The sequence below is a fragment of the Kitasatospora sp. NBC_00315 genome, from assembly GCF_041435095.1.
Taxonomy (GTDB): domain Bacteria; phylum Actinomycetota; class Actinomycetes; order Streptomycetales; family Streptomycetaceae; genus Kitasatospora.
The window spans coordinates 4,421,657-4,434,457 of record NZ_CP108025.1; the positions used below are offsets into that span (position 1 = coordinate 4,421,657).

General features: G+C 72.9%; 10 protein-coding genes. 9 read left to right on the top strand and 1 reads right to left on the bottom strand.

Annotated elements, in window-relative coordinates; translation table 11 throughout:
• Positions 1–12 precede the first annotated feature (12 nt).
• From OG823_RS18095 to OG823_RS18130, 8 genes are all read left to right on the top strand, one after another.
• Positions 13–1,329: an MFS transporter gene (locus tag OG823_RS18095; RefSeq protein WP_371480623.1), complete on the top strand. Its 1,317-nt coding sequence runs from the start codon at positions 13–15 to the stop codon at positions 1,327–1,329.
• Positions 1,326–2,654: an acetyl-CoA carboxylase biotin carboxylase subunit family protein gene (locus OG823_RS18100; protein ID WP_371480624.1), complete on the top strand. Its 1,329-nt coding sequence runs from the start codon at positions 1,326–1,328 to the stop codon at positions 2,652–2,654. The genes OG823_RS18095 and OG823_RS18100 overlap by 4 nt, the downstream gene beginning before the upstream one ends.
• Positions 2,651–3,901: an acetyl-CoA carboxylase biotin carboxylase subunit family protein gene (locus tag OG823_RS18105; RefSeq protein ID WP_371480625.1), complete on the top strand. Its 1,251-nt coding sequence runs from the start codon at positions 2,651–2,653 to the stop codon at positions 3,899–3,901. Before OG823_RS18100 ends, OG823_RS18105 begins: the two co-directional genes overlap by 4 nt.
• Positions 3,898–5,154, top strand: coding sequence for an ATP-grasp domain-containing protein (locus OG823_RS18110; RefSeq protein WP_371480626.1), 1,257 nt, complete (start codon positions 3,898–3,900; stop codon positions 5,152–5,154). The genes OG823_RS18105 and OG823_RS18110 overlap by 4 nt, the downstream gene beginning before the upstream one ends.
• The gene (locus OG823_RS18115) at positions 5,151–6,413 is read left to right on the top strand and encodes a hypothetical protein (RefSeq protein ID WP_371480627.1); all 1,263 of its coding nucleotides are present in this window, start codon (positions 5,151–5,153) and stop codon (positions 6,411–6,413) included. The genes OG823_RS18110 and OG823_RS18115 overlap by 4 nt, the downstream gene beginning before the upstream one ends.
• 127 nt (positions 6,414–6,540) lie before the next feature.
• Positions 6,541–7,149 (top strand): serine O-acetyltransferase EpsC, encoded by a 609-nt coding sequence (gene epsC / locus OG823_RS18120; RefSeq protein WP_371480628.1) that lies wholly within the window; start codon positions 6,541–6,543, stop codon positions 7,147–7,149.
• A 28-nt stretch (positions 7,150–7,177) separates the two neighbouring features.
• Entirely contained in the window at positions 7,178–8,191 is a 1,014-nt protein-coding gene (locus OG823_RS18125; RefSeq protein WP_371480629.1) for a PLP-dependent cysteine synthase family protein, read from the top strand.
• A gap of 186 nt (positions 8,192–8,377) precedes the next feature.
• Positions 8,378–8,539, top strand: coding sequence for a hypothetical protein (locus tag OG823_RS18130; RefSeq protein ID WP_371480630.1), 162 nt, complete (start codon positions 8,378–8,380; stop codon positions 8,537–8,539).
• 210 nt (positions 8,540–8,749) lie between these two features.
• On the opposite strand, the gene OG823_RS18135 is transcribed toward OG823_RS18130, so the two are convergent.
• Positions 8,750–11,788 (bottom strand): BTAD domain-containing putative transcriptional regulator, encoded by a 3,039-nt coding sequence (locus OG823_RS18135; RefSeq protein ID WP_371480632.1) that lies wholly within the window; start codon positions 11,786–11,788, stop codon positions 8,750–8,752.
• A gap of 206 nt (positions 11,789–11,994) precedes the next feature.
• Here OG823_RS18135 and OG823_RS18140 point away from each other — a divergent pair, with 206 nt between their 5' ends.
• Entirely contained in the window at positions 11,995–12,798 is an 804-nt protein-coding gene (locus OG823_RS18140) for a cupin domain-containing protein (protein WP_371480633.1), read from the top strand.
• The last annotated feature ends 3 nt before the right edge of the window (positions 12,799–12,801 follow it).

Here is a 12,801-nt window from a genome sequence, read left to right on the forward strand (position 1 = left end):
GGGCCTCGGAGCATGAACCTCTGGAGCGTCCACCGGAACATCAAGCTGCGGCTGGGGGTCGGCTTCGTCAACCGCTTCCTCAGCTTCATGCTGGCCCCGCTGATGGCCATCTACCTCACGTCCGCCCTCGGGGCCGCCGTGGCCGGGGCCCTGCTCTCCCTCGTCGTGATCGTCTCGCTGGCGAGCACGTTCTACGGAGGGCACCTGGCCGATGTCCGTGGGCGCCGGTTCACCCTGCTGATCGCCGAGACGGGGGTGGTCGCCGGCTACCTGGGCATGGCGCTCGCCAACTCCGCCCTCTGGCACAGCGCCCCGGCGACGTACGTGTTCTTCCTGCTGCTCAGCTGCTCGGGCGCGCTGGCCTTCCCGGCCAACGACTCGGTGCTGATGGACGTCGCCACACCCGAGATCCGGACCACCCTCTACACCGTCAACTACTGGTCGATGAACCTGGCGTTCGCGTTCGGCGCGGCGGTCGGCGGCTTCTTCTACGGCCGGCACTTCCCCCATCTGCTCTGGGCCGGGGTCCTGCTCTCGGCCGGTGTGCTGGCCACCACCTTCGCCGCCCTGGCCGAGACCGCGCCCGCACTGGGCAGCCGGCGTCCGGAGGACAAGGGCGTCCGGGCGGCCTTCACGGGCTACGTCGAGGCGGCGAGGGACAGGCTGTTCGCCCGGATCGTGATCGCCGCGATCCTGCTCTCCACCGTCGAACTCCAGCTCACCTACTACCTGGGCGTCCGGCTGGCCGACCACTTCACCCCGCAGACCCCGCTGCGCCTCGGCTCCTGGGCCCCGGTGGTGGACGGCGTGCAGATGCTCGGCATCCTGCGCACCCTGAACACCGTGCTGGTGGTGCTGCTGGCCCTGGTCGCCAAGCGCCTGTTCGGCCTGTTCTCCGAGCGCGTCGGCATGCACCTGGGCATCGTGCTCTTCACGGTCGGCTTCATGGGTCTGGCGGTGAGCGACAACGCCTGGCTGCTGATCGCGCTCTCCTTCGTCTACACCGTCGGCGAGCTGATGAACGTCCCGATGCGCCAGGCCGTGATGGCCGACGTGATCAACCCGCGCAAGCGGTCGAAGTACATGGCCCTGTACGGGCTGCGCTCGCGGGCCGCCGCCCTGCTGGCCTCGTTCGGCGTGGCCCTGGGGCCGCTGCTCACGCCGTACGGCATGGCAGCGCTGTTCGCGGCGTTCGGCGGGATCTCGATGCTGCTGCTGAGGGCCCCCTCCCGGCAGCGCGAGGAGCGCAGGGCCCACTACGAGGCGCGGGCCGCGGCCGAGGCGGCCACCGATCACCAGAGCACCCCAGAACCGGAGAAAGCACGATGACCGTCCTGATCCTCAACCGGGGCCCGCTGGCCAAGCGGGTCTACCACGAGTGGCTCGCCGACTACCCCGGCCCGCTGCTCCTGCTCACCTCCCAGGAGTCCCTGGACGCCTACGGCGAGGAGCTCCCCGCCACCGGCTACCTGCGGGCGGTGGCGGTCACCGACTACGAGGCGCCCGGCACCATCGAGGCGAGCGCGCTCGAACTCGCCGGTGAGCACCGGATCGAGTACGTCATCGCCACCATGGAGGCCGACCTCGAACGGGCCGGACACCTGCGCGACCGCCTCGGTCTGCCCGGCCAGAGCGAGGCCAGCGCGCGGGCCTTCCGCGACAAGCTGGTCATGAAGCGGCACGCGACGGCGGCCGGCATCCCGGTCGCCGAGCACGCGCCGGTCGGTACCGCCGAGGAGGTCCGGGCCTTCGCCGAGGCGCACGGGTTCCCGCTGGTGCTGAAGGTCCGGGACGGCTTCTCCTCGATCGGCCAGCGCATCCTCCACTCGGCCGAGGAGCTGGAGGGCCACCTCGCGGACCACCCCGAGCTGCCGGCGAACCTGCTGGCCGAGGCTTTCGTCCACGGCTCGATGTTCCATGTGGACGGCATGATCCTGGACGGCGCGGTGGCCGCCGCCTGGCCCTCGCAGTACCTCTACCAGCTGGGCTCCTTCGGCCAGGACGACAAGCCGCGGCTCGACGTCACGCTGGACCGCGACGACCCCCTGGGCCGGCGGCTGCTGGCCTTCGTGGACGAGGTGGTCGCGGCGCTCCCCACCCCCGCCGACACGACCTTCCACGCCGAGGTCTTCCACACCCCCGACGACCGCCTGGTGCTCTGCGAGATCGCCAGCCGCAACGGCGGCGCGCTGATCAAGTCGGTCCTGGAGACGCTGTACGACGTCGACTTCCCGGTGTCCTGGGTCCGGGTCGCGGCCGGGCTGCCGATCCCCGTCCCGCGCGGCGGCGAGCGGATGGTGCCCGGCCGGCTGGCCGGCCAGCTGCTCATCCTCAAGCGCCCCGGCCTGCTGCGGTCCCTGCCCGGGCGCCCGCCGTTCGACTGGGTCACCGCGTACGAGCAGTACGTCGAGCCCGGCCGGTGGAGCGCCGGTGCGGCCTCCTCGGGCGACTTCATGGTCGCCATGGTCATCGGCGGCCCGGACCGCGCGACCGTCGAGGCCCGGCTGGGCGAGGCCGCCGAGTGGTTCGAGAGCCGGGTCGTGATCGAGCCCGGCCCGGAGGTCTGCGAGCCGCCCTCCACCGGCTCCGGCCCCGCCGAGGGCGCCCCCGCCACCGACGCCACCCCCCTCACCGAGAAGGAGCCGGCCGCATGAGGCGCCAGCACGTCGTCCTGCTCGACCGGTCCGGCTACGACGCCTACCGGCACCCGGACGGCCGCCCGTACCTGGATCCGGAGCAGTACGACGTCACCCTGGTGACCCTGCCGGAGAAGGCCGACGGACCGCGACCCGGCGAGGTCGCCCGGGTGATCACCGTCAACGTGCTCGACCCGGTCGAGATCATGGACGCGCTGCCCGAGCTGAAGGCCGGGCCGCCGGTGGACCGGGTCGTCGCGGCGGGCGAGCGCCTGCTGGTCCCGGCCGCACGCTTCCGCGAGGCGCTCGGCGTCCCCGGCTACCGCGAGGAGCAGATCGAGCTTTTCCGCGACAAGACGCTGATGAAGAGTCACTTCGCGGCCCAGGGGATCCGCACCCCGCGCTTCACCGAGATCGAACGGCCGCTGGACGCCGCCGGACTGCTCGCGGAGTACGGCACGGTGATCCTCAAGCCGGTCGACGCGATGGGATCCGTCGGCGTGCACAAGGTGACCTCCCGGGACCAGCTCGCCGAACTGGAGGAGTCGGGCTTCGGCCACCAGGGCCGTTACGAGGCCGAGGAGTTCATCGACGGCGTGATGTACCACATCGACAGCGTGGTGCAGGACGGTCGGGCCGTCGTCGCGGTCGCCTCGCGCTACCTCGACCCGAACAGCGTCTTCCCGACCGGGGGCCAGCTCCGCTCCGCGGCGCTCAACCCGGGCCGGGAGCGGGACGTCCTGCTGGAGTTCAACTCCCGTGTCCTGGCCGCCGTCCCGTGGTTCTCCGGGGTCACCCACCACGAGGTGTTCCTGGATCGGAGCGGCACGCCGGTCTTCTGCGAGATCGCCGGCCGGCCCGGCGGCGGCGGGATCGTCCCGCTGTTCAAGGACCGGTTCGGGATCAACCTGTACCTGGCCACCCTGCTGCCCCAACTCGGCCTGCCGATACCGGAGATCCAGGAGATTCAGCCGCCGGAGCGGCGGTTCGGGGGCTGGTCCATCATCTTCCCGCCGGAGCTCGGTCCGCTCCGTCCGCACCACCCGCTCCCGCAGGAGGACTGGCTGCTGGACCTCACGCTGTACCGCAGGCCGGGCGACGTGCTGGAGGCGGCCAGGTCGGTCGGCAACGGCGTCGCCGCGGTCGCGGTGGTCGGTCCCGACGCGGCCACCGTCACCGAGCGCCTCGACCGGGTGAAGGCCGCCTTCACCTTCGATCAGGCTCCCTCCGCCACCACCCCCACCCACGAAGGAGAAACCCGGTGAACCCGGCCCGGACGCTGCTGCTGGTCGGCGGCAACGAGGACAACGTGCGCAAGGCCAAGGCACACGGGCTGGACGTGATCCTGCTCCAGCACCCGGAGAAGTTCACCCCCGAACAGCGTGAACTGGCCGACGTCACGGTACTGGTGGACTACACCGACTGGACGCGGCTGCGCCCGGTCGCCGAGGACGTCCACACGGACCGGGGCTTCGCCGTGGCGCTGTCGCTGACCGAGGCGGGCGTCGAGGGCGCTGCCCGGATCAACGATCTGCTGGGTCTCGGCGGCACCGGCCTGGAGGTCACCCGGCGACTGCGGGACAAGTGGACGATGCGTCGCAGGCTGGCGGAGCTCGACCCCGCCGCCCTGGGCGCCCGGCTGCTCGAGGACCGCTCGGACCTGGACCGGTTCGGGGCCGCGTACGGCTACCCGTTCATCGTCAAGCCGACCGACGCCACGGCCAGTTTCGGGGTGCACCGGGTGGCCGACGCCGCCGACGCGGACCGGGTCTGGGCCGAGGCCGAGCGGATGCGCGGCGGCACCACCGACCGGGGCACCACGCTCTTCGCCATCCGGGCGTTCCTGATGGAGGAGTACATCGACGGTCCCGAGTTCAGTGTCGAGTCGTTCAGCTTCGCCGGCCGGCACGTGGTGATCGCGATCACCGAGAAGTCGGTGGACGAACAGCACTTCGCCGAACTGGGCCACGCCCTGCCGGCCCGCCTCTCCGAGCGGGTGCAGGAGCAGGTGGCCGACGCGGTGGCGGGGTTCCTGGACGCGGTCGGGCTGCGGGACGGGGTGACCCACACCGAGCTGCGGATCGGCGCCCGCGGCCCGGCGGTGATCGAGTCGCACAACCGGCCCGGCGGCGACGGGATCATGGACCTGGTCGAGGCCGCGTACGGGATCGACCTGACCTCGCTGGCGATCGGCTGGTCGTTCGGCCTGGTCGAGCCGCTGCCCGGCCGGCCGGCCGCCCTGCGCGGGGCGGCCACCCGGTTCCTCACCCGCACCGCCGCCGGGCGGGTCGACGCGGTCGAGGGCGAGGCCGAGGTGGCCGCGCACCCGGACGTCCTGTCGGTGCGGATCGCGGTCCGTCCGGGCGACGCCGTCCGCCCGCTCAAGGACAACTGGGACCGGCTCGGCCAGGTCTCGGTGACCGGGTCGACCACCAGCGCGGCGGTCGAGCTCTGCGAGCAGCTGATCGCCACCGGGATCCGGATCCAGGTCTCGGAACCCGCCGGGGCCCTGGCATGAGCGTCCTGATCCTGCACCGCGGGCCGCTGGAGGCCAGCCCGTACCACGAGTGGCTGGCGGACTACGAGGGTGAGGTGCTGCTGCTCGCCTGCCAGGCCCAACTCGATCTCTTCGCCGAGCGGCTGCCGCTCGGGCACCCGTTCTACGCCCACCTGGAGGCCTTCGCGGACTTCGACCGGCCGGGACCGGTGGAGGACCGGGCGCTCGAACTCGCCGCCCGCCACGGCGTCACGCACCTGATCGCCGTGCACGAGCTGGTGATGGACCGGGCCGCCCGGCTGCGCGAGCTCCTGGGCCTGCCCGGCCAGGGCGTGGAGAGCGTCCTGCCGTTCCGGGACAAGGTGGTGATGAAGGAGCAGGCGATCGCCGCCGGGGTCGAGGTGGCGCCGTACACGGCGAAGGTGACCACCGCCCTGGCGCGGGACTTCGCCGGGGAGCACGGGTTCCCGCTGGTCCTCAAGCCCCGGGACGGCGCGGGTTCGACCGGACTGCGGATGATCGCGGGGGAGCAGGACCTGGCGGAGGTCCTGGCGGAGCTGCCGGCCGAGGCCGGGGCCGCCGGGGACCTGCTGCTGGAGGCGTACGTGCCCGGGCGGATGTGCCATGTGGACGGCCTGGTGGTGGACGGACGGGTGGTGCTCGCCTGGCCGTCCCAGTACCAGTACGCGCTGGCCTCCTTCCGGGACGACCCGGGAGGCCGGATCGACCTGACGCTGGACCGCGACGACCCGCTGAGCGGGCGGCTGCTGGAGCTCGCCGAGCGGATGCTCGCCCACCTGCCGACCCCGGTCGACACCGCCTTCCACGCCGAGGTCTTCCACACCCCCGACGGGCGGCTGGTGCTCTGCGAGATCGCCTGCCGCACGGGCGGGGCACAGATCCGGCAGGTGATCCGCACGCTCTTCGGCGTGGACATCAGCGAGTACTGGGTGCGGGCCCAACTCGGCCTGCCACTGCCCGCTCTGGCCGGGGGGACCCGGCTGGAGCCGCGCTCGATGGCCGGGCAGTGGCTGTTGATGAAGCGGCCCGGCGAAGTGCGCCGGGTGCCCTCGGGCCCCGCACCGGAACAGGACTGGGTGGAGCACTTCCAGGTCTTCGTCCGGCCCGGACAGGTGATGCGGGAGGCCGAGTTCTCCTCGGACTTCCTGGCCGTCGCGGTGGCCTCCGCCCCCACCCGCGCCCTGGTCGAGGAGCGACTGCGGGCCCTGGGGGAGTGGTTCGAGGAGCGTACCGAGATCGCTGCCCCGCAGCCCGTCTGATCCCGGTCCGGCCCCCGGCGCCCCTCCGGTCGCGGGCCCGTCCGATCGCGACTCCCGTCCGGCACCGTCATCCGTCCGATCCCGGCACCGAGCCGTTCCAGCCGTCGAGTTGAGAAAGAGAACCGTCATGTCCGAACAGCGCGGCATTTTCAGGACGATGCGCGAGGACCTCCGGGTCGTGGTCGAGCGGGACCCGTCCATCCGCAACGCCGCGGAGGCGCTCTGGCACCCGGCACTGCCCGCCCTGTGGGCCCACCGGGTGGCCCACCGCCTGTACCGCCGGGGCCTGCGGATGACGGCCCGGCTGGTCGCCTACGGCGCCCGGCGGAGCACCTGCGTGGAGATCCACCCGGGCGCGGTGCTCGGCCGCCGGGTCTTCATCGACCACGGCGCGGCCGTCGTGATCGGCGAGACCGCCGTGGTGGGGGACGACGTGACCATCTTCCACCAGGTCACGCTCGGGGCGGTCGGCTGGTGGAACGACAACAACCGTCCCGAGGGCGAGCGCCGGCACCCGGTGATCGGCGACGGCGTGGTGCTGGGCACCGGCGCGACCGTGCTCGGCCCGGTCTCGGTCGGCGACCACGCGATCATCGGCGCGATGGCGCTGGTGACCAAGGACGTCCGGGCCGGCGCCCGGGTGTACGCCCCGGCCGCCGTGGTCAAGCCGCTCGGCGGCGCGCCCGAGCTGATGGAAGACCTGCTCTGCACCACCGCCTCCGCCGGCTCGTGGTGACGATCCCCGACTGTCCAGGAGTACTCGCATGACCGACACCGTCACGACCACCGACACCCTCACGACCGCCGCCGCCACCACCGGCTCCGCTTTCGCCGCCGCTCCCGCCGGGCGCCGTGTCGCGGCCGGCCTGGAGGAGCTGATCGGCAACACCCCGCTGGTGCGGCTGGACCTCGAAGGCGCCCACCCCACCGTCGAGGTGCTGGGCAAACTGGAGTCCGCCAATCCGCTCTCCACGAGCAAGGACCGCGCCGCGCTGTTCATGCTCCGGGCCGCCGAGCAGCGCGGGGAGTTGGAGCCGGGCGGCACGGTGGTGGAGGCGACCTCGGGCAACACCGGCATCTCGCTGGCCGCGCTCGCCGCCGCCCGCGGCTACCGCTGCGTCATCGTGCTGCCGGACAGCGCCACCGCGGAGCGGGTCGGCATGCTGAAGGCGCTGGGCGCCGAGGTGGTGCAGACCCCGCGCGCCGAGGGCTACCCGGGCGCCATCGCCCGGGCCGAGCAGATCCATCTGGCCACGCCCGGCTCCTGGTTCCCGAAGCAGCACGAGAACGAGGACAACGTCCGGGCCCACTACGAGACCACCGGCCCGGAGATCTGGGCCGACACCGCCGGCCGGGTGGACGTCCTGGTGGCCGGCGTCGGCACCGGCGGCACGCTGACCGGGATCGCCCGGTACCTCAAGGAGCGCAACCCGGCGCTGGAGGTGGTCGCGGTCGAGCCGGAGAGCTCCCCGGTGCTCTCCACCGGTGTCGGCGGTCTGCACCGGATCCCCGGCCTCAACGGCGGCTTCGTCGCACCGACCACCGACGTCTCGGTGATCGACCAGGTGCTGACCTGCTCGGACGACGCCGCGCTGGCCGCCGCGCGCGCACTGGCCCGGCGCCAGGGCCTGTTCGTCGGCGTCTCCTCGGGCGCGGCCGCGTACGGCGCGGCGCTGCTGGCAGCGCGGCCGGAGTACAGCGGGAAGACCGTGGTGACCGTCCTGCCCGACACCGGCGAGCGCTACCTGAGCATCTGGAGCGAGCCGGACGCCGGGTGACCGGTGCTCGCGGCGGCGTCCGGACGGATCGTTTCGACGGCGTGTCCAACCCCGGGAAAACCCGCTTGCCGCCGCCGTTCCCTTAGTAGTCTGCCGACCGGTATCGCCGGGGGAACAGACCGGGAACGGCTGCGGTGAGTATCAGCGGTGTCGGAAAGAGACACCACGAAAAAGGGGTTGGGGAACATGCGCGGCACGCTGGTTGGTCTGGTCGGCTCTCTCGCGGCGGCGGTCCTGACCCTCGGTCTGGGGATCGGCGCCGGGGGCGGTCCGGCCGGCAGCGGCTCGGTGGCGGACGACCGCCCGATCGTCAACTCCTTCCCGGCGCACCCGGGAACCGGGGTCTGATCCGAGCCGGTTCACTCCCGGAGCGACTCGACCGCTCCGGAGCGTCGGGGCCCGTGCCGGCGGCGCGCAGTTCGTGCCTCACAGTTCGCAGTTCGTACCTCCTGATGCCACCGTGCGGTCCTTGGAACGTGGTTCGCACCGTGCAGTCCGTACCCCGCAGTCCGGATCCCCGGGTGCGGGGCACGGCCGTGTGACCGGTCGGCCGGTCGGTCAGTCCAGGCGGCGGCACTCCTGCGGGATGCCCATCTCGTCGAACAGCCCGGTGGCTTCGGCCCGGTGGGCCTCGGCGGCCGCACTGTCGCCGAGCGCCGCGCTGGCGGTCGCCATCCCGGCCACGGCGTTCGCCATCTCGATCCGGAAGCCGATCTCCTGCGCCAGCCCGTAGGCGCGTCTGTGGCATTCCAGCGCCGGGCGGTGCTCCCCGAGTCCGCTGCGGATCCTGCCGACGATGTTGTCGACGGTGGCCCGGCGTACGGCGGAGCCGCCCTTGCCGACCAGATCCCCGGCGCGCAGGGCCAGTTCGCGCGCCCGCGGGCCGTCCCCCATCCGGTGGTGCACGTCGGCGAGCCGCGCCATCGCCAGCCCGGCCTCGGCCGGCCGGTGCAGCTTGCGGTACAGCTCCTGGGCCTCGGCGAGACCGGCCAGCGCCTCCCGGTACTCGCCGAGCCCGGTGTGCGCGTTGGCCAGGTTGACCAGCGCCAGTGCCTCGTAGTCGAGTTCCCCCAGTCGCCGGGTCAGCTCCACCGCGCCCTGCGCGGCCCGGGCCGCGTCGGCGTAGCGGCCGAGCAGCACCCGGGCCGAGCTCACCCCGATCAGGGTGGCCGCCTCTTCCCGGGGGCTCTCCAACTCCCGGTGCAGCAGCAGCGCCTGTTCCATCCGGTGCAGCCCGGCCGCGTACTGGCCGAGGGTGTTGTGGAAGGTGCCGAGGCTGCCGAGGCAGGCCGCCTCGCCGTTGCGGTCGCCGATCTCGACGGCGATCTCCAGCGCCTGGTCGAGACAGTCGATGCCCTCGGTGAGCCTGCCGAACTGCCAGTACCCGACCGCCAGGTTGCTCAGGCTCAGGCGCAGCAGCACCTTGTTCCCGAGGCGGCGCGAGGCGGCCACCGCGATCTGCCCCACCTCCAGGAGCTCGTCGGGGTAGCCCTGCATGTGCAGGAAGGACGCGAATCCTCTCGGCAGGTAGGCGGCCTGTCGGTTCAGTCCGCGGCGGCCGGCGAGCCGTACGGCCGCCAGCAGGTTCTGGTGCTCGCGTTCGAACCAGTCCAGCGCGCTGTCCGTGTTGCCGATCAGCGGCAGCCGGCCGACCGGCTCGGGCAGGGCGACGTCGAACCGGACCCGGCCGGGGAACAGCACCTCGCAGGCGCCCTCGACGGCGAGGACGTAGTAGTCCATCAGCCGCTCACGCGCCCGGTCGTCCTCCTCGGCGGTGTCGCTCTCGCGCAGGCTGTGCGCGAAGCTGCGGACCAGGTCGTGGAAGGTGTACCGGCCGAGCTCGTACTGCTCCAGCAGGTGCGCGTCCAGGAGGAGTTCGAGCAGGTCCTCGGCCTCGAACAGATCGGTGCCGAGCAGCGCGGCGGCCACGTAGCCGTCCAGGTCCCCGCCGGGGTGGAGGCCGAGCAGGCGGAGCGCCCGTCGGCAGTCCTCCTCCATCGCCAGGTACGACAGTCGCAGGCTGGCCGCGACGCTGCGGTCGCCCGAGCTCAGCTCGTCCAGCGTGCGGGTCTCGTCCCGGAGGCGGTCGACCAGGTACTGGATGGTCCAGCGCGGCCGGTTGCGCAGCCGGGCGGTGGAGATCCGCAGGGCCAGCGGGAGCTGCCCGCAGAGCCGGACGAGCTCCTCGGCGGCCTCCGGTTCGGCCGCCACCCGCTCGGCGCCCAGGGTGCGTTCGACCAGCGCGCCGCCGTCGGCGGCCGAGAGCCGTCCGATCGAGAGCGACTGCGCGCCGTCCAGGTTCATCAGCCGCACCCGGCTGGTGATCAGCACCAGGCACCCGGGGGAGGCCGGCAGCAGGGAGCGGACCTGCTCGGTGTCCACCGCGTTGTCGAGGACGACCAGCAGCCGTCGCTGGGCGGTGGTCACCCGCCACAGGGCGATCCGGCTGATCAGGTCGTCCGGGATCCGCTCGCCGGGCAGACCGAGGGTGCGCAGCAGGATGTCCAGGACGGTGCCCGGCTCCAGCGGGGGCTGGCCGGGGGTGAAGCCGCGCAGGTCGATGTAGAGCTGTCCGTCCGGGTACTGCTCCGCGAGCTGGTGCGCGCCGCGTACGGCGAGGGCGGTCTTGCCGCCGCCGCCCATGCCGTCGATGGTGATGATCCGGGTGCCGGACCCGGCGGGCGCCGCCGCCGCGTCCAGCAGCTGCGCCAGCTCGGCGGCCCGCCCGGTGAAGTCCAGCAGGTCGTACGGCAGGGAGCAGGGCGCCGTGCCGGGGCGCGGGGCGGTCGAGGCGGCCTGTTCCTCCACCGCCGGCGGCGCGGGGGCGGCGAGTTCGGGGCTGTTGCGCAGGATGGCCTCGTACAGCTTGGTGAGGTCGGAGCCGGGGTCGATGCCGAGTTCCTCGACCAGCAGCTCGCGGACGCGGCCGTACTCCTCCAGTGCCTCCGCCTGTCGGCCTCCCCGGTAGAGGGCGGTCATCAGCTGGCCGCGCGCGGTCTCCCGCAGCGGGTGCCGCTGCACCAGCTCGCGCAGGTCGCCGACCAGGTCGGCGCTCTCGCCGAGGGCGAGGCGCAGCCCGAAGAGCTGCTCGGTGGCGGCGAGGCGCCGCTCCTCCAGGGCGGCCGAGGCGGCCTCGATCACCGCGCCGCCGCCGCCGGCCAGGACCGGGCCGCGCCAGAGGTCCAGGGCGGAGCGCAACCGGGCGGCCGCGTCGGTGCGCGATCCGGCGGCCGCGGCCACGCGGGCCGCGCGCAGCCCGGCCTGGAAGAGAGTGAGGTCGAGTTGGTCCTCCTCGACCGCCGCGCGGTAGCCCGGTCCGTCGGTGAGGATCACGCCGGCGCCGCCGGGGATCCGTTGGCGCAGGTCGGCGACGATCTTGCGGACCTGGTGCGAGGCGGTGGCGGGCGGCTCCTCGTCCCAGGTCGCCTCCACCAGTCTCGCCACCGGGACCACCCGGTTCGGTTCGAGCAGCATGGTCACCAGGACGCGTTCCTGCAGCGGTCCGCCGAGCCTGAGCCGCTCGCCCGCGGCCCAGCCCTCCAGTGAGCCAAGGATGTTGAAGCTCGGGCGGCGCTCCTTCGGCAATTCGACCGGCACGCGCTTTCTCCCCGCATTGTCTGCACATGACCTTTGCGAAGGCCCGATGACGGTGATCATACAAATCGTTCCCGGAATGAGGGGTACCGGATCGGGAGGTGATCGGGAACGACTCTCGCAAAGCTCCAGGAGTCAGCCAGCACGGCCCGACGGCGGCGGTCCCCGCGAGGACCGCCGCCCGTCGATCCTCTCCAGGAGCGTCATCCATGCAGACTTCCACCCAGCTCGGCGATGCCAAGATCATCAGGTCGCACGAGATGGTCCACCTCCCTCAGCCCGGTTCGGCGACCACCGTCGCCACCCCGGTGAGCCCGGCGCTCGGCTCCACCTGGGTCACCCTGCACGTGGTCCGGGTCGCGCCCGGCGAGTCCTGGAGCCCGCAGGACACCGTGGCCGAGGAGAACACCGCGGTCTTCTTCGCCGGCGCCGGCCGGGCCGAGGTCGGCGAGCAGAGCCGCGAGGTGGCCCGCGGCGACGCCGCGCACGCCCCGACCGGCCGCGCCCTGCGGCTCACCGCCGGCAGCGACGGCCTCACCGCCTACGTCTGGCGATCGCCGCTGCAGGACGGCCGCACCCCGGGGAGCGACCCCGAGCTGTTCTCCTCGCTCTGGAACGAGACCACCCAGCTGCGCGGCTTCGCCGGCACCGGCCAGTACACGCCGGGCGAGAAGCGCGCCACGATGAACTTCGTCTTCTGGCCGGGCACCGGCAGCTGCCAGCTCTGCCTGCACTGCGGCATCCAGCAGCCCGGTGAGACCTTCACCCCGCACCTGCACACCGAGAGCGACGAGGCCTTCATCTCGTTCGAGGGCCTCGGCCAGATGTACCTCCGCGACCGCTGGATCGACGTCGAGCCCGGCGACGTGCTGTACGCCGCCCCGATGGTGCTGCACGGCACCCGCAACCCGCACACCGGACCCGACGCCCGACGGTTCGTCACCTGCGGCGGCCCCTCCCCGTTCGACACCGCGCTCTACGACGCCGCCGGTGTCTCCTCGAAGGTCAGGTAACCG